11 protein-coding genes and 3 tRNA genes are annotated in these 17,212 nt (G+C 57.0%); 8 read left to right on the top strand and 6 right to left on the bottom strand.

All coding sequences use genetic code 11. The features are described 5' to 3' along the window. Window positions 1-8 precede the first annotated feature (8 nt). From ptrA to recD, 3 genes are read left to right on the top strand one after another with little or no spacing between them, the layout of a single operon-like run. Window positions 9-2,900: a pitrilysin gene (ptrA, locus tag AC6I8I_RS15305; protein ID WP_497828036.1), complete on the top strand. Its 2,892-nt coding sequence runs from the start codon at window positions 9-11 to the stop codon at window positions 2,898-2,900. Continuing rightward, window positions 2,897-6,436 carry an exodeoxyribonuclease V subunit beta gene (gene recB, locus AC6I8I_RS15300; RefSeq protein ID WP_497828035.1) on the top strand — a complete coding sequence of 1,180 codons (3,540 nt, stop codon included), beginning with the start codon at window positions 2,897-2,899 and terminating at the stop codon, window positions 6,434-6,436. Before ptrA ends, recB begins: the two co-directional genes overlap by 4 nt. Then, entirely contained in the window at window positions 6,433-8,274 is a 1,842-nt protein-coding gene (gene recD / locus AC6I8I_RS15295) for an exodeoxyribonuclease V subunit alpha (protein WP_312056039.1), read from the top strand. Before recB ends, recD begins: the two co-directional genes overlap by 4 nt. A 51-nt stretch (window positions 8,275-8,325) precedes the next feature. Here the strand turns inward: recD and argA are convergent, their stop codons facing one another. Then, window positions 8,326-9,666: an amino-acid N-acetyltransferase gene (argA, locus tag AC6I8I_RS15290; protein ID WP_312758410.1), complete on the bottom strand. Its 1,341-nt coding sequence runs from the start codon at window positions 9,664-9,666 to the stop codon at window positions 8,326-8,328. A 232-nt stretch (window positions 9,667-9,898) separates the two neighbouring features. On the opposite strand from argA, the gene amiC reads away from it, so the two are divergent. Further along, window positions 9,899-11,143: an N-acetylmuramoyl-L-alanine amidase AmiC gene (gene amiC / locus AC6I8I_RS15285; protein ID WP_312758408.1), complete on the top strand. Its 1,245-nt coding sequence runs from the start codon at window positions 9,899-9,901 to the stop codon at window positions 11,141-11,143. Between the two features lie 109 nt (window positions 11,144-11,252). On the opposite strand, the gene AC6I8I_RS15280 is transcribed toward amiC, so the two are convergent. The 3 genes from AC6I8I_RS15280 to AC6I8I_RS15270 all read right to left on the bottom strand — a co-directional run bounded on the left by AC6I8I_RS15280 (window position 11,253) and on the right by AC6I8I_RS15270 (window position 11,618). Continuing rightward, window positions 11,253-11,329 (bottom strand) — tRNA-Met (locus AC6I8I_RS15280). Window positions 11,330-11,406: 77 nt separating this feature from the next. Further along, window positions 11,407-11,483, bottom strand: a tRNA-Met gene (locus AC6I8I_RS15275). 58 nt (window positions 11,484-11,541) lie between these two features. Further along, window positions 11,542-11,618, bottom strand: a tRNA-Met gene (locus AC6I8I_RS15270). Between the two features lie 203 nt (window positions 11,619-11,821). Between AC6I8I_RS15270 and mltA the strand changes: the two genes are divergently transcribed. Together mltA and tcdA are read left to right on the top strand one after the other, a co-directional pair. Then, window positions 11,822-12,970 carry a murein transglycosylase A gene (gene mltA / locus AC6I8I_RS15265; RefSeq protein WP_312056309.1) on the top strand — a complete coding sequence of 383 codons (1,149 nt, stop codon included), beginning with the start codon at window positions 11,822-11,824 and terminating at the stop codon, window positions 12,968-12,970. 48 nt (window positions 12,971-13,018) lie between these two features. Then, the gene (gene tcdA / locus AC6I8I_RS15260) at window positions 13,019-13,819 is read left to right on the top strand and encodes a tRNA cyclic N6-threonylcarbamoyladenosine(37) synthase TcdA (RefSeq protein ID WP_312760542.1); all 801 of its coding nucleotides are present in this window, start codon (window positions 13,019-13,021) and stop codon (window positions 13,817-13,819) included. Here the strand turns inward: tcdA and csdE are convergent. Continuing rightward, entirely contained in the window at window positions 13,810-14,265 is a 456-nt protein-coding gene (csdE, locus tag AC6I8I_RS15255) for a cysteine desulfurase sulfur acceptor subunit CsdE (RefSeq protein ID WP_497828034.1), read from the bottom strand. The two genes, tcdA and csdE, sit on opposite strands and share 10 nt — an antisense overlap. A 2-nt stretch (window positions 14,266-14,267) precedes the next feature. Then, entirely contained in the window at window positions 14,268-15,476 is a 1,209-nt protein-coding gene (csdA, locus tag AC6I8I_RS15250) for a cysteine desulfurase CsdA (protein ID WP_497828033.1), read from the bottom strand. 209 nt (window positions 15,477-15,685) lie between these two features. Here csdA and AC6I8I_RS15245 point away from each other — a divergent pair, with 209 nt between their 5' ends. Both AC6I8I_RS15245 and AC6I8I_RS15240 read left to right on the top strand, forming a co-directional pair. After that, the gene (locus AC6I8I_RS15245) at window positions 15,686-15,910 is read left to right on the top strand and encodes a YgdI/YgdR family lipoprotein (protein WP_031374716.1); all 225 of its coding nucleotides are present in this window, start codon (window positions 15,686-15,688) and stop codon (window positions 15,908-15,910) included. A 334-nt stretch (window positions 15,911-16,244) separates the two neighbouring features. Then, window positions 16,245-17,162, top strand: coding sequence for a transcriptional regulator GcvA (locus AC6I8I_RS15240; RefSeq protein WP_031374717.1), 918 nt, complete (start codon window positions 16,245-16,247; stop codon window positions 17,160-17,162). Window positions 17,163-17,212: the final 50 nt, after the last annotated feature.

The following is a 17,212-nucleotide window of genomic DNA, read 5'->3' as shown; positions in this document are numbered from 1 at the left end:
GGGTTTACATGCGGACATACGCACGCTGGTTTGCGGCGCTTCTGATAGGCCTGGTGGCTTGTGCTGCCATGGCGCAGACCGAATCGGGCTGGCAGCCGATTAACGACATCATTCGCAAGAGTGAACACGATCCCCGTCAGTATCAGGCTATCCGGCTCGACAATGGCATGACGGTATTACTGGTTTCCGATCCGGTTGCCCCCAAATCGCTGGCGGCGCTGACCTTACCGATTGGCTCACTGGACGATCCTGACCAGCAGCTCGGTCTGGCGCACTATCTGGAGCATATGGTGCTGATGGGATCAACCCATTATCCGCAGCCGGACAATCTGGCGGAGTTCCTGAAAAAGCACGGCGGCAGCCACAATGCCAGTACCGCCTCTTACCGCACCGCCTTTTATCTGGAAGTGGAAAATGCTTCGCTGGAGCCGGCGGTGGATCGTCTGGCAGATGCAGTTGCCGCGCCGCTACTCGATCCGGTCAACGCCGATCGGGAACGCCATGCGGTCAACGCTGAACTGACGATGGCGCGCTCGCGCGACGGGTTACGCATGGCGCAGGTCGGGGCAGAAACGCTCAACCCGGCCCACCCGGCGTCGCGTTTTTCCGGCGGTAATCTCGATACGCTCAAAGACAAACCCGACAGCAAACTGCACCAGGCGCTGCTGGATTTCTACCATACCCATTACTCCGCCAATCTGATGAAAGCGGTGATCTACAGCAACAAAACTTTGCCGGAGATGGCGTCAATTGCGGCCAAAACCTTTGGTCGGGTGGCTAACCATAACGCCAGCGTACCGGCAATCAGCGCGCCGGTAGTGACGGCTGAGCAGCAGGGCATTCTGATCCATTACGTTCCGGCTCAGCCACGCAAACAGCTTAAGATTGAGTTTCGCATTGCTAATAACAGCGACCGTTTTCGCAGCAAAACCGACACCCTGATTAGCTACCTGATCAGCAACCGCAGTAAAAATACCCTGACCGACTGGCTGCAAAAACAGGGCTTAGCCGACGGGGTGAATGCCGGTGCGGACCCGATGACCGATCGTAACGGCGGCGTGTTTGCGATTACCGCCTCGCTGACCGACAAAGGGCTGGCGCAGCGTGATGAAGTGGTCGCGGCCATTTTTAGCTATATCAACCTGCTGCGTGAGCAGGCAGATGATAAGCGTTATTTCGATGAGGTCTCTCACGTACTGGCGCTCGACTTCCGCTATCCCTCAATTACCCGGGATATGGATTACATCGAATGGCTGGCAGACACCATGCTGCGGGTGCCGGTTGAGCACACGCTGGATGCGCCTTATCTGGCGGATCAGTATGATGTCGCGGCCATCAAAGCACGACTGGATCAGATGACGCCACAGCAGGCGCGCATCTGGTATATCAGCCCGCAGGAACCGCACAATAAACAGGCGTACTTTGTTGATGCGCCGTATCAGGTTGAAAAAATTACGCCGTCGACCTTTGCCGACTGGCAACGACGCAGCAGCCAGATTGCGCTTTCGATGCCCACGCTGAATCCGTATATTCCGGATGACTTCACCCTGCTGCCGGCGGACGATAAGCACTATTCACATCCGGTCAGGCTGGAAAATGATGCCGGTATGCGTATCTACTGGATGCCCAGTCAGTTTTATGCCAGCGAGCCAAAAGCCGCGATTACCCTGGCGCTGCGTAACAAGAACGCCATCAGTGATGCGCGCCAGCAGGTACTGTTTGGCCTCAATGACTACCTCTCCAGCCTGGCGCTGGATGAGCTGAACTCGCAGGCATCGGTCGGCGGCATCAGTTTTTCAACCGGCGAAAATGAGGGGCTGGTGTTTAGCGCCAGCGGCTTTACTCAGCGCCTGCCAACCCTGCTGAAGAAGCTGGTTGAAGGCTATGCTCACTTCCAGCCGACGCAACAGCAGCTGGAGCAGGCCAAATCCTGGTATCTGGAACGGCTGGAGGCAGCGGACAAAGGTAAAGCTTTTGAACAGGCGATTCAGCCGATGCAGCTGCTGTCGCAGTTGCCCTACACTCAGCGGGAAACGCGTCGCAAGTTAGTCAGTGCTATCACACTTAATGATGTCACCACCTATCGCGATGAACTGTTCCACGCGGCAACGCCGGAAATGATGGTGGTGGGTAACCTGAGTGCGGACAGCGTGATCCAGCTGGGGCGTGAACTGAAGCAGCAGATGCAGAGCACCGGCACTGACACCTGGCGCAGTAACTATGTGACATTCGAAAAACCGCTTAAAGCTAACCTGCAACAGAAGGGCAGCAGCACCGATTCTGCCTTAGCGGCGCTCTATATACCGCTCGGCTATGGCGAATACCAGAGCATGGCGAACAGCTCGATGCTGAGTCAGATTGTGCAGCCGTGGTTCTACAACCAGCTACGCACCGAAGAGCAACTTGGCTATGCGGTGTTTGCCTTCCAGATGCCGGTAGGCCGTCAGTGGGGGATCGGTTTCCTGCTGCAGAGCAACAGCAAACAACCGGCCTGGCTGCTGCAGCGTTATCAGGCCTTCTATCCGCAGGCGGAGAAACGCCTGCGCACGATGAGTCAGGCCGATTTTGCCCAGTATCAGCAGGCGATGATCAATGATTTGCAGCAGCGTCCTCAGACGCTGGACGAGGAGGCGGATCGCTATAGCCGCGACTTTGACCGCCAGAATGACGACTTTGACACCCGCCAGAAAGTGATTGCGCAGATTAAACAGCTGACCCCTGCCAGCCTGGCTGATTTCTTCCAGCATGCGGTGATACAACACACCGGTATGGTGATGACCTCGCAGATCGCGGGCAACAGCAATGAAAAAGTGGCCTTTGCCCAGCTGCCAGGCTGGAAAACCTGGAATGAAGTAGCGCAGTTGCAGCAGTCGCTGCCGGTAAAGAGTGAGACCCAATGACGCAGTTACCTGCCGAATCCCTGAATCCCTTAACGCTGCCGCTCCGGGGTGAGCGGCTGATTGAGGCCTCAGCGGGGACCGGAAAAACCTTTACCATTGGTTTGCTCTATCTTCGTCTGCTGCTGGGATTAGGCGGCGAAAATGCTTACAGCCGTCCGCTGTCGGTTGAAGAAATTTTAGTTGTGACCTTCACCGAGGCCGCGACCGCTGAACTGCGCGGCCGTATCCGCGAGAATATCCATCAGCTGCGGCTGGCCTGTATCCGCGGTCACAGTGGCGACCCGATGCATCAGCTGCTGCTTGATCAGATACCGGATTTCGCGCACGCCGCAGCGCAACTGCTGGCGGCCGAGCGGCAGATGGATGAAGCGGCGATCTTTACTATCCACGGTTTCTGCCAGCGGATGCTCAACCTCAACGCGTTTGAATCGGGCATGCTGTTTGAGCAGGAGCTGATTGAAGATGAGCAGGCGCTGCTGAAGCAGTCGACGGCCGATTTCTGGCGGCGGCAGTGCTACCCGCTGTCGCTTGACGTGGCGCGGGTGATTGCGGCGGAATGGAGCGGGCCGGACAGCCTGCTGACCACGCTGCGTCCCTGGCTACAGGGTGAATCGCCCAGCCTGAAGCGGCCGCCTGCTGCCGATGAAACGCTGGCGTCACGCCATGCTCGCAATCTGGCGCGCATTACCTCAATCAAGCAGCAGTGGCTGTCGCTCAGTGCCGATGTTGAAGGCATCATCAGCGCCTCCGGTGTCGATAAGCGCAGCTACAGCAGTAAAAATTTGCCGATCTGGGTGGCGAAAGTCACACAGTGGGCCAACAGCGAAACGCTGGATTACCAGCTGCCGAAAGAGCTGGAGCGTTTTGGTCAGCAGGTGCTGGAGGAGAAAACCAAAAAAGGTGAAGCCCCGCGTCATGCAGTGTTTGACGCCATCGATCGGTTTCTGGCGGAACCGCTGTCGCTGCGTGATGTGATCATTGCACAGGCGCTGACTGACGTGCGCGCCACCGTCCAGCGTGAGAAACGGCTGCGGGCGCTGTTAGGCTTTGATGATCTGCTGAGCAAGCTGGATGAGGCGTTGCAGCAGCCGGGCGGCATCCTGCTGGCTGAGACCATTCGGGCACGGTTCCCGGTCGCCCTGATCGATGAATTCCAGGATACCGATCCGCAGCAGTACCGCATTTTCCGCACGCTGTATATCAACCAGCCAGAACAGGCGCTGTTGCTAATCGGTGACCCTAAGCAGGCGATTTATGCCTTCCGCGGCGCGGATATTTTTACCTATCTGCGCGCGAGAAGCGAAGTTAGCGCTCACTACACGCTCGATACTAACTGGCGCTCGTCACCGGAAATGGTCGATAGCGTTAACCGGCTGTTTTCTCAGCTGGAATCGCCGTTTCTGTTCTCCGCTATTCCTTTCCTGCAGGTCAAAGCGGCGGCACCGAATCAGGCGCTGAAACTAATCTATGACGATCGGCCGCAACCGGCGCTGCGCTTCTGGTTACAGCCCGGGGCAGGCGTCGGCAGCAGCGATTATCAGCAGTTTATGGCGCGTCAGTGTGCGGCGGATATCAGCCGCTGGCTGGTGGCCGGACAGCAGGGACGTGCCAGCTTAGGAAAGGGGGAGTCGCTGCGTCCGGTGCGTGCGTCCGATATCACCGTGCTGGTGCGCAGCCGTAACGAAGCGGGTTTGATCCGCGATGCGCTCAATGCACTGTCGATTCCCTCGGTCTATCTCTCCAGTCGCGACAGCGTCTACACCACGCCTGAAGCGCGGGAACTGCTGTGGCTGCTGCAGGCGATCCAGGCACCGGAGCAGGAGCGGCTGGTGCGCAGTGCGCTGGCGACTTCTATCTTCGCCATTGACGCCGCCACGCTCGATGCGCTGACCCAAAATGAGCGCGAGTGGGATGCGCTGGTCGAGCAGTTTGCCGTCTGGCAGCAGCTGTGGCACCAGCGTGGTGTGTTGCCGATGCTGCGCGACGTGATGATCAAGCGTCAGCTGGCTGAAAATATGCTGGCCTCCGAAAACGGTGAGCGCCGCCTGACCGATCTGATGCATCTGGGCGAACTGCTGCAGGAAGCCTCAGTACAGCTCGACAGCCCGCACGCGCTGGTGCGCTTTCTGGCCCAGCAGATTGCCCGACCCAATAGCCAGGCGGCCAGCCAGCAGCTGCGGCTGGAAAGCGATCGCCATCTGGTGCAAATCGTCACCATCCATAAATCGAAAGGGCTGCAATATCCGCTGGTCTGGCTGCCGTTTGCCGCTGGCTACCGTGAGGCGGCCAGTGCGCTTTATCACGATCGTGAAAGTTTTGCCGCCTTGCTGGATGTGCAGGGTGATGCCCAGAGCATGGAGCTGGCCGAAGAGGAGCGACTGGCGGAGGATTTGCGTCTGCTCTATGTGGCGCTGACCCGCTCGGTTTATCACTGCAGCGTCGGCATTGCGCCGTTGATCAAGGGAACGCGTAAAAAAGAGGGTGACAGCGATCTGCACAACAGCGCACTCGGTTATCTGGTGCAGCGGGGTGAAGCGGCCGATGCGCAACAGCTCAGCCAGCGGTTAGCGGCGTTAAGCGGCAACGGGATTGAGGTGATCGCTGACGACCTGCGGCCGGGTGAAGTCTGGCAGGATCGGCCGACCGGCGATCAAGCCTTAAGCAGCAGAGAAGTGACGCGCGCGCTGGCCGATGCCTGGCGGGTCACCAGTTACTCTGGCCTGCAACAACACCACAGCTCCGCACTGCTGGATGCGCTGCCGAATTTCGATATTGATGCGGCAGGCGAAGAGGAGAGCGGCGAAGAAGCGGCTCTCACGCCTCATCACTTTCCACGCGGTGCCGCACCGGGCACCTTTTTGCACGGTCTGTTTGAATCGATCGACTTTGCCGAACCGCCGGATGCGTTCTGGCTGGAAGATCAGCTGCAGCATCATGGCTATCCGCTGAGCTGGTTACCGGTGATCCAGCAGTGGATTGAGCGGGTACTGCATACGCCGCTCAATGATGACGGCCTGACGCTGTCGGCGATAAACAGCAGTGACCGGCTGATCGAGATGGAATTCTATCTGCCGATTAATAATCTGCTGACCGCTGCCGATCTTGACGATCTGCTGCGCCGTCACGACCCGCTGTCACAGCAGGCGGCAGCACTCGATTTTCGTCAGGTGCAGGGCATGCTAAAAGGCTTTATCGATCTGGTGTTCCGCTGGCAGGGAAAATATTATCTGCTCGACTACAAGTCGAACTGGCTGGGAGAGAGCCACGCCGCGTATACCCCAGAGGCGATGGCACAGGCGATGATCGACCACCGCTACGATTTACAGTATCAGCTGTATACCCTGGCGCTGCATCGCTATCTTCAGCACCGTCTGCAGGATTATGATTATCAGCGCCACTTCGGCGGAGTGTTTTATCTGTTTTTACGCGGGATGGATGGCAGTTCCCCGGATAACGGTATTTTTGCCACCCGTCCCAGCGAAGCCTTTATTGAAGAGATTGATGCGTTGTTTGGTCACACCAGGGAGATGTCATGAGTGAAATGCTGAGCTTGCTGCTTCAGGCGGTAGAGAAGCGTCTCCTGCGGCCGTTAGATATTCAGTTTGCTCGTCTGCTGGCGGATGAGTCGCAACCGGCACGGCTGCTTGCGGCGGCCTGCGTCAGCGCGGAAGCGGGGGAAGGCCATGTCTGTCTGCCGCTGGATAACCTGAGCGAAGCGGGCCTGTTTGCGGGCCGTCAGCCCGCGCTGGCGCAGGCTTTGTGGCAGGCTGCCGGCGCGCCGGATGACTGGCCATCACTGCTGGCCGACTGGTCTGCGGTCAGTGACGGCAGCCTGGTCACCCCGCTGGTACTCAGTAATCGCCGTCTCTATCTGCATCGTCTGTGGCACAGCGAGGGCAGAGTGGCGAGCTTCTTTGCCCTGCAGGAGGTGAAATCGGCGTTTGATGCCGGGGCGGCCAGTGAGGTGCTGAATACCCTGTTCGGCAATCGTCCGGATGACTGGCAGAAAATCGCGGCCGCTGTCGCGCTGACCCGCAAGACCGCCGTTATTTCTGGCGGGCCCGGCACCGGGAAAACCACCACGGTCGCTAAGCTCCTCGCCGCGCTGATTCGGCTTAATCCTGGCAATTTACGCATTCAGTTAGCCGCGCCAACCGGCAAAGCCGCGGCGCGCCTTACCGAATCGCTTGGCAACGCGTTGCAGAATTTAGCGGTCAGCGAGGAAGAACGTCAGCGCTTTCCGACGGAAGCGACCACGCTGCATCGCCTGCTGGGCGCGCAGCCGGACACCCAGCGTCTGCGCTACCACGCCGGTAACCGGCTGCATCTCGATGTGCTGGTGGTCGATGAAGCCTCTATGGTCGATCTGTCGATGATGGCGAAGCTGATCGCCGCACTGCCGGCCCATGCTCGGGTGGTGTTTCTGGGCGATCGTGACCAGCTGGCTTCGGTCGAGGCGGGGGCGGTGCTGGGCGATATCTGTCGCTGTAGCGAAAGCGGCTATAGCCTGGCGCGCGCGGAACAGCTCGCCTTGCTGACCGGATGTTCGCTGCAGGGCAGTGACGATCGGCTGGCACCTGCGGTTCGCGACAGTATCTGCCTGCTGCAAAAAAGTTACCGTTTTGACGCTAAATCGGGCATCGGCCAGCTGGCTCAGGCGATTAACCTCGGCGATGCACAGCAGGTGAAGGCAGTGTTCGCTGCGGGCTACCAGGACCTCAGCTATCAGCCGTTAACCAGTGGCGAAGCCTATCAGGCGATGCTGGATGAGGTGGCGCAGGGCTATCAGCCTTATTTGCAGCTGATCAGGCAACAGGCGTCTCCTGCCGAAGTGCTGGCCGCCTTTGGTCGCTATCAGCTGCTGTGTGCATTACGTGACGGGCCCTTTGGCGTGCAGGGCCTTAACCAGCGGGTTGAACAGCGGCTGATGCAGCTGCAGCGAATCCGACGCCCCGCAATCGGCGGGCGCTGGTATGCCGGACGTCCGGTGATGATCACCCGTAACGACAGCGCGCTGGGGCTGTTCAATGGCGATATCGGCATTACGCTGCGTGACGAAGAGGGCAACCTGAAAGTCTTTTTCCCGCTGCCGGATGGCAGCATCAAAGCGATTCAGCCGAGCCGCTTACCCTCGCATGAAACTGCCTGGGTGATGACGGTACACAAATCGCAGGGGTCGGAGTTTGAACATACTGCGCTGGTGATGCCAACCCAGTTTCTGCCGGTATTGACCCGTGAGCTGGTTTACACCGCGATTACGCGCGCCCGTAAACAGCTGACGCTCTACAGCGATCCAGCGGTGTTTCAGCGCGCCGTTCAGCTGCAAACGCAGCGGCGTAGCGGTCTGGTTGAGCGGCTGGGCGAGGCAGGATAAATCACAGGAAAAGCGGGCCGGGCGGCATCAACCGCCCGGTCCTGCTGGCGCTTATAGCGTGTTGCGGCTCAGATCGGCCATCAGAACTTTTGAGCGACGCTGATAGTTATACATCTCTTTTTTACTCTCAGGCAGCGACTCAATATCAACCGGCGTAAAGCCGCGTTCCTGGAACCAGTGAATACTGCGGGTGGTTAACACAAACAGCTTCTGCAGCCCCATCTGGCGCGCCTGCAACGCCACGCGCTGCAGCAACATTTCACCGCGCGATGAACTGCGGTAGTCGGGATGGACCGCCACGCAGGCCATCTCACCGATTTTCTCATCCATAAACGGATAGAGCGCGGCACAGGCGATGGTCAGATTGTCGCGCTGAATGATGGTGAATTTATCGATCTCCATCTCCAGCTGTTCGCGTGAGCGACGCACCAGAATCCCCTGTTGCTCCAGCGGCCGGATCAGTTCGAGAATACCGCCGATATCATTAATATTGGCACGACGAATCTGCTCAGCCGACTCCATCACAATCTGGGTACCGATGCCGTCGCGTGAGAACAGCTCCTGCAACAGCGCGCCATCTTCCTGATAGCTGATCAGATGGCTACGCCGCACGCCGCTGCGGCAGGCTTTAACCGCGCCGCGCAGGAAACGGACGGTGCCGGAGAGATAATCACCGCCGCTTTCAATCTCATCAATGCGCGCCTGGGCATCATTCGGGAACAGTTCGGAGATAATATTGCCTTCGCTGTCCAGTGCGCCCTGTTCAGAGCAGAAGCCGATCATCTTTTCTGCTTTGAGTTTGATCGCCAGCTGGGTCGCGACCTCTTCTGAAGTAAGATTGAAACTCTCACCGGTCACTGAAACCGCCACCGGACCAAGCAGCACAATCGCATCGTTATCCAGCTGACGATGAATCGCCTCTTCATCGATACGACGAATACGCCCGCTGTGACAATAATCGACGCCATCATCGACACCCAGCGGCTGCGCAATAATGAAGTTGCCGCTGACCACATTGATATGCGCGCCCTGCAGCGGGGTATTGTTGAGGCTCATCGACAGACGGGCGGTGATATCTAACTGCAGACGACCGGCCGCCTGCTTCACCAGTTCCAGCGATTGCGCGTCGGTAACCCGGGTAAACTTGTGATAAACCGGCTCCAGCTGGTGTTCCGCGAGGCTGGCATCAATCTGCGGACGAGCGCCATAGACCACCACCAGGCGGATACCGAGGCTGTGCAGCAGGCCTATATCATTAACGATGCCCGAGAAGTTCTCATGCTCAATCGCCTCGCCGCCCAGCATGATGACAAACGTCTTACCCCGGTGGGCATTGATATAGGGAACGGTATGGCGAAAACCCTGAACCAGTTCAGTACTACGTTCCTTCACAGCCAGCCCTCAGTGAATGTTTATTCGAATTTTTTGTATTTTTATTCTTTTCACTGCGATTTTGCAAGCGCTAATCCTGACGAAAATTTACGTTTTTTCGGGTGTCAAAGCCGCTAACAGCCTGCATTATTTAGGGTTTCCGGGGTGACATCACCTTCTGGATTGGATAAAGTTTTCGCCGCCATTTGATTAACTGGCGCTTTTTTAGACATTACACAGCAGCTGGAGCGGCATGTCGGATTTTAATTCCCACTTTTCACGCAGACGATTTTTACAAGGAACCGGCGCGTTACTGATGTTAAGCGTCAGCCGGGTCGGTATGGCCGCTAAAAACCATATCGTCGCGGTACGCATCTGGCCATCATCAACCTATTCCCGTATGACGCTGGAATCGAATGTGGCGCTGAAATATAAGCAGTTTGCCCTGAGTCATCCGGAACGGCTGGTGATCGATATTGAAGGCCTGCACCTCAATACGGTACTGAAAGGGGTCGATAAGCAGGTGAGGGTAGATGATCCCTTCATTAAAAATGCACGTGTCGGCCAGTTTGACAGCAATACGGTGCGGGTGGTGCTGGAGCTAAAGCGCAGCGTAGCACCGAAGATCTTTAACCTGTCGCCGGTGGCGGGGATCAATCACCGGCTGGTAGTGGATCTCTATCCGAGCCAGAATCAGGTTGAAGACGATCCGCTGCTGGCGTTGCTGAGGGACTATAATCAGGGCGATCTTGAGAAAAATGAAACGGTGCAGGCGCCGCTACCGGGTAAAGCCGGGCGCGATCGTCCGATCATTATCATGATCGATCCCGGCCATGGCGGCGAAGATCCGGGCGCGCACGGCAAATATAAAACCCGTGAGAAAGATATTGTGCTGAAGATCGGCCGACGGCTGAAAGCGTTGATCGATAAAGAAGCCAACATGAAGGCCTACATGACGCGCAATGAAGATGTGTTTATTCCGCTGCGCGTCAGAGTGGCCAAAGCCCGTAAGCAGCGCGCCGATCTGTTTGTTTCAATCCATGCCGATGCGTTCACCAGCCGGGCGGCGCGCGGTTCGTCGGTGTTTGCACTCTCTACCAGCGGCGCGACCTCAGCCGCGGCCCGCTTCCTGGCACAGACCCAGAACGAATCTGACCTGATTGGCGGCGTCAGCAAAAGCGGCGATCGTTATCTCGACCATACCATGTTCGATATGGTGCAGCGGCAGACCATCCATGACAGCCTGAAGTTCGGTAAAGAGGTGCTGCACCGCATGGGGCGGATCAATCATCTGCATAAGCGTACGGTGGATCAGGCCGGGTTTGCGGTTCTGAAAGCGCCTGATATTCCGTCCATCCTGGTGGAGACGGCTTTTATCAGTAACGTGGAAGAGGAGCGTAAGTTGCGCACCACCCGTTATCAGCATCAGGTGGCAGAGGCGATTTTGCAGGGAATCAAAGCATACGTGCAGAGTGGGGCGGCGCTGGCGCACCGTTAAAGGGTGGCGGGTAGCAGGTGCTATCCGCAGCCGCTTAACCGCGGACAGGGGAAAAAAGAAATCAGGAGCGGCAGAAACAAAAAAACACCCTCTCAGGTGTTTAAATGATTGGTTGCGGGGGCCGGATTTGAACCGACGACCTTCGGGTTATGAGCCCGACGAGCTACCAGGCTGCTCCACCCCGCGTCCGTATTACTCTTTTTCACTTATTTTGCGCTTAGCGTTTTTCACCTTGCTACTTCGGTAAAAGGCTACAGAAGTATTGGTTGCGGGGGCCGGATTTGAACCGACGACCTTCGGGTTATGAGCCCGACGAGCTACCAGGCTGCTCCACCCCGCGTCCGTATTGCGCTTAGCGACTTTCACATTGTCACTTCTGTAAACGGCTACAGAAGTATTGGTTGCGGGGGCCGGATTTGAACCGACGACCTTCGGGTTATGAGCCCGACGAGCTACCAGGCTGCTCCACCCCGCGTCCGTGGATGCGCACTATACTCCGCGCGTTATTTGATGCAACCCCTTTTTGCACATAAAGGTCAAATTTACAGTCAGTTGCTGAAGGAATCAACCATCTGGCCAATTATTGAACTGATGGCGAAGCGCAGAAAGCGGATGGATTTCATTCTGTCGGGCGCTTTGCTATCGTCGCGGGACGAACATTTATAAAAAGAGACAATAATGAAAGCACACTGGGCCAGGATTGCACTGACCGGCGCACTCATCGCGCTGCTGGCGAGCTGTAGTTCTAAACCGACCGATCGCGGTCAGCAATATAAAGATGGCAAACTGGAACAGCCACTGGCGCTGGTTAATCAGCCGAATGCCAAAGGTCGCCCGGTGAATGGCCGGGACTTTGGCGAGCAGGTGCGTCAGATTCAAGCTGCCTCGTCAGGGCTGTACAGCCGTCAGAACGGTACGTATAGCGCCATCGAAAGCTGGCTGATGGCCGGTGCTGATACTCGTCAGCTGCAGCAGTTTGGCCTGAATGCCTGGCAGATGGAAGGAACCGATAACTACGGTAACGTGCAGTTCACCGGCTACTACACGCCGGTCGTTGAAGCGCGCTATACCCGTCAGGGCGAATTCCAGTACCCGATTTATCGCATGCCGCCGCGTAAGCGCGGAGAAAAACTCCCGAGCCGCGCCTCTATCTATAGTGGCGGCCTCGACGATCGTTATGTCATCGCCTACAGCAACTCGCTGATTGATAATTTCATGATGGATGTGCAGGGCAGTGGTTACGTCGACTTTGGTGATGGCCGCCCGATGAGCTTCTTTGGCTACGCCGGCAAAAATGGCTGGGGTTACCACAGTATCGGTAAAGAGCTGATCGATCGTGGCGAAGTGAAGCGTGAAGATATGTCGATGCAGGCGATTCGTCAGTGGGCGCAGGAACATTCGCCGCAGGAAGTGCGTGCTCTGCTGGAAACCAATCCGTCATTCGTCTTCTTTAAGCCAGAGCCGTTTACGCCAGTGCGGGGTGCCAGCGCGGTGCCGCTGGTGGCAAAAGCGTCCGTTGCATCTGACCGCTCGATCATTCCGGCCGGTACGACTCTGCTGGCAGAAGTGCCGCAGTTAAATGAGAAAGGCAAATTCAACGGCAAATATGAGATGCGCCTGATGGTGGCGCTGGATGTAGGCGGCGCGATTAAAGGCCAGCATTTCGACATCTATCAGGGGATCGGGCCGGACGCCGCCCATCTGGCCGGTTTCTATAACCACTATGGCCGCGTCTGGGTACTGAAAGCTGCACCGGGTGCCGGACAACCGCTGTTCTCCAGCCCGCAAAACGGTAATAATGGCTCACTGCTACTCGGTTCCAACTAATTTCTTCTCTGCGGGCCTGCGGGCCCGCACGACGTTACAGGTTCAACTATGAAAGTGTTAAATGACGCCTGGCACCAGCGGTTTGGTGGCACGGCGCGTCTGTATGGTCAGGATGCGTTGCAGCGTTTTGCAGATGCGCATTTCTGCGTCATCGGTATTGGCGGCGTCGGCTCCTGGGCGGCCGAGGCGCTGGTGCGCACCGGGATTGGCAAAATCACCCTGATCGATATGGATGATGTCTGCATCACTAATACCAACCGGCAGATTCACGCGCTTAATGGCAACGTCGGCAAAGCCAAAACCGAAGTTATGGCGGAACGCCTGCGCGCAATTAATCCCGATTGTGAGGTGATCTGCGTCGATGACTTTATCACGCCGGACAACACCGCAGAGCTGATGGCGGCCGGATTCGATTATGTGATCGACGCCATCGACAGCGTGCGGCCTAAAGCGGCGCTGATCGCCTGGTGCCGCCGAAACAAGATCCCGCTGATCACTACTGGCGGAGCGGGTGGTCAGATCGATCCCACTCAGATCCAGGTCGCCGATCTGGCAAAAACCATTCAGGATCCGCTGGCGGCAAAGCTACGTGAGCGGCTGAAAACCTTCGGCGTGGTGAAAAACAGTAAGGGCAAACTCGGTATCGACTGCGTCTTTTCGACCGAGGCGCTGGTCTATCCGCAGCCGGACGGCAGCGTTTGTGCCTCACGCAGCACGGCAGAAGGACCGAAAAGAATGGACTGCGCCGCCGGCTTTGGCGCGGCCACCATGGTGACCGCCACTTTCGGCTTTGTCGCCGTCTCTCACGCGCTGAAGAAATATCTGGCGCGTGCCGCCCGTCAGGCCTGATCGCACGCCTGACGCGCCGCCTGCTGTACCGCCGAGGAAAGCGCCTGCAAACCGCTGCTGCGCGAGGCGCTAAGCTGGGCGCGCAGGCCCAGCTGATCGAACAGCGCCAGCGGATCGTTTTCAAGCAGCGCGTGCGGCGTCTGACCTTCCACTGCGGTCAGCAGCACGGCCAGCAGACCACGCACGATGCGGCCTTCACTGTCGCCATAGAAGTGCAGGGTGCCATCCGGACGCAACTGGCTGCTCAGCCAGACCCGGTTTTCACAACCACTCAGCTCAATCTCCGCTTTTTTTAGCGCTTCGGGTAATGCCGGGAGCTGGCGGCTCAGCTGAATCAGCTGACGATAGCGATCCTCCCACTGATGAAAGCGGCTAAACGTCTCCTTCAGGCTGGCAACCGTAATCAGCTCGCCAAACGGGTGTGGCGCTAACAGCGGTGAACTCATGATTAAAACTCCGATAACAGCGAAATGGCGCTGCGCATAGCGCGCACCAGGGCATCAACATCCTGCAAATTATTATAGGGCGCAAATGAGGCGCGAAGCGTCCCGCTAACGCCGAGCGCCGCCAGCAGCGGCTGAGCGCAGTGCTGACCGGCACGTAAAGCGATACCCTGCTCAGCCAGCAGAGTGACGATATCGCTGTGGTGCAGTCCGGTGAATTCAAAGGCTAACAGGCTGGCATGGCCGCAGCGGAAACTGCGAAAGCCCGGTAATTCAGCCAGCTGCTCCTCCGCCAGGCTGGCGAGTTGCTGACTCCAGCTCTCCGCTTTAGCCTGATCGTGCTGACCCAGCCAGCTTAGCGCCGCGCTTAATCCCACCACGCCCGCCACGTTAGGCGTACCCGCTTCGAAGCGCCACGGCACCGGCTGAGGAGTAAAGCCGTTGAAATCGACTTCAGTCAGCATTTTGCCGCCACCCTGCCACGGTGCCATCTCCTCCAGCAGCTCGGCTTTGCCATACAACACGCCAATCCCCATCGGGCCATAGATTTTGTGACCGGAGAAAGCGTAGAAGTCGATATCCAGCGCCTGCACATCGGGCGGGCAGTGCACCACGCCCTGTGCGCCATCCACCATCACTTTGGCGCCGACCGCATGCGCCAGCTGAATGGCCTGGACGAGGTCGGGACAACCGCCGGTGACGTTGGACATCTGACTCACCGCCAGCAAACGGGTGCGGCTGTTCAGCAATGCCGGCAGCTGGGTGATATCCGGTAACCGATCGGCACCCAACGGCCATTTGACCACCCGGGCGCCGCAGGCCTGTGCCGCCATCAGCCACGGCACCAGATTCGCGTGGTGTTCTGCTTCGCTCACCACGATCTCGTCGCCTGGCTGTAAGCGAGGTCGCAGCCAGCTGTTCGCCACCAGATTAATGGCTTCAGTGGTGCCCCGCGTCCAGACAATCTGATGGCCATCAGCGGCGTTAAGCCAGTGCGCCACCTGGCTACGTGCCTGCTCATAACGCTCGGTTAAGGCGCGCGCCGCAGCAAACTGACTGCGGTGCACGGTACCGGCGCTCAGGCTGTAGAACTGCTGGATGCTGTCGATTACCGCCTGCGGCTTCAGCGTCGTCGCTGCGCTGTCGAGGTAGACGCCGGCATCGGCCAGTGCCGGAAACTGCTGGCGAAACGCGGTTGGGTTAAATACGGTCATACGCGGCCCATGATGAGAATAAATAGGACCAGACTGAAAGAGTGGTCTCTGTCTGGCAAAGCTGGAAAAGCGCGTTATGCTGATTATTGCAAGGTTTAAACCAAACCCGCACAACGATCGAACAATATTTGGTCGATCACACTTATCTGCTGCCTATGGTTAGCGTAACGCGGGTGGTTTGATGCAATCAATCTGCAAGGAGATAGAAGATGAAAAAACTCACCGCAGTGCTGGCCGTCTGTACTCTGGCCTTTACCCTGACTGCCTGTTCCAGCAACTATGTGATGCACACCAATGATGGACGCACCATTGTTGCCGACGGCAAACCTAAGGTAGACGATGAAACCGGTATGATCAGCTATAAAGATGCCAATGGCAACGAGCAGCAGATTAACCGCACCGATGTCAAAGAAATGGTTGAGATGGGTCAGTAATTAAGCAAAAAAAAGCACCGCAATTTGCGGTGCTATTTAAAAATCACTATGGACAGACAGGGTAAATCTACAGGAATTAAGAGCTTGATCCGCAACAGTCGGATCAAAAATTGCAAACACAACATCACGACCACAAGCCAAAAGCTTTCAGAAAATCTGCGAACTCACTCACAATTCTAAAAACTTTTCGTTCCGGCTCAGGAAGTGCGGCAACTATAGGTATTTGCTGGAGGTTCCTCAACGGACAAATTATAATGCCTCGGATTAAAAATTCTAATACGTAAAGGCTGCGTATAAGCCTGCGTATTTTTCGCCGATCCGGATACGGAAAACCATGTCGAAACGCCTTCCTCCTCTCAACGCACTGCGGGTATTTGATGCCGCCGCACGCCATTTAAGCTTTACTAAAGCCGCTGAAGAGCTTTTCGTCACCCAGGCAGCTGTAAGCCATCAGATTAAATCTCTGGAAGATTTTCTCGGTCTGAAGCTGTTTCGCCGGAGGAATCGTTCGCTTTTGTTGACCGAAGAAGGGCAAAGCTACTATCTGGATATCAAAGAGATCTTCTCGGCGCTCAACGAAGCTACCCGCAAACTGCAGGCACGCAGTGCCAAGGGCGCGCTGACCGTCAGCCTGCTGCCCAGCTTTGCGATTCAGTGGCTGGTGCCACGCCTCTCCAGCTTTAATATGGCTTATCCGGGAATCGACGTGCGTATTCAGGCGGTCGACCGTGATGAAGAGAAGCTGGCCGATGATGTCGACGTGGCAATTTTTTACGGCCGCGGTAACTGGCCAGGCCTGCGGGTTGAGAAACTCTACGCAGAATATTTATTGCCGGTCTGCTCGCCTTCGCTGATGACCGGCGAAAACCCGCTTAAAACGCCGATGGATCTGTCGCGATTCACGCTGCTGCACGATGCTTCACGACGTGACTGGCAGTCGTATATCCGTCAGCTTGGCCTGCAGCACATCAACGTTCAGCAAGGTCCTATTTTCAGCCACAGTGCAATGGTACTGCAGGCGGCCATTCACGGTCAGGGCGTAGCGCTGGCCAATAATGTGATGGCGCAAAGCGAAATTGAGGCCGGCCGATTGATCTGTCCGTTCAACGACGTATTAGTCAGTAAAAACGCTTTTTATCTGGTTTGTCATGACAGCCAGGCAGAACTGGGTAAAATAGCCGCCTTTCGACAGTGGATCCTGGCAAAAGCTGCAACCGAACAAGAAAAATTCCGCTTTCGATATCAACAATAACGTCTTGATTTAATTGCATTGCGATGCAAACGCACTCTGAGGATCGTTTC

This window comes from Pantoea sp. X-Soil-YNGN-775 (assembly GCF_059730575.1).
This window is presented reverse-complemented; position numbering and strand designations above follow the sequence as displayed.

What these genes read in the sequence shown, in the direction of transcription:
- csdE (WP_497828034.1), bottom strand. Translation starts at nt 14,265, where the DNA reads ATGAGTTCACCGCTGTTAGCGCCACACCCGTTTGGCGAGCTGATTACG.
- AC6I8I_RS15245 (WP_031374716.1), top strand. Translation starts at nt 15,686, where the DNA reads ATGAAAAAACTCACCGCAGTGCTGGCCGTCTGTACTCTGGCCTTTACC.
- tcdA (WP_312760542.1), top strand. Translation starts at nt 13,019, where the DNA reads ATGAAAGTGTTAAATGACGCCTGGCACCAGCGGTTTGGTGGCACGGCG.
- csdA (WP_497828033.1), bottom strand. Translation starts at nt 15,476, where the DNA reads ATGACCGTATTTAACCCAACCGCGTTTCGCCAGCAGTTTCCGGCACTG.
- mltA (WP_312056309.1), top strand. Translation starts at nt 11,822, where the DNA reads ATGAAAGCACACTGGGCCAGGATTGCACTGACCGGCGCACTCATCGCG.
- ptrA (WP_497828036.1), top strand. Translation starts at nt 9, where the DNA reads ATGCGGACATACGCACGCTGGTTTGCGGCGCTTCTGATAGGCCTGGTG.
- amiC (WP_312758408.1), top strand. Translation starts at nt 9,899, where the DNA reads ATGTCGGATTTTAATTCCCACTTTTCACGCAGACGATTTTTACAAGGA.
- AC6I8I_RS15240 (WP_031374717.1), top strand. Translation starts at nt 16,245, where the DNA reads ATGTCGAAACGCCTTCCTCCTCTCAACGCACTGCGGGTATTTGATGCC.
- recD (WP_312056039.1), top strand. Translation starts at nt 6,433, where the DNA reads ATGAGTGAAATGCTGAGCTTGCTGCTTCAGGCGGTAGAGAAGCGTCTC.
- recB (WP_497828035.1), top strand. Translation starts at nt 2,897, where the DNA reads ATGACGCAGTTACCTGCCGAATCCCTGAATCCCTTAACGCTGCCGCTC.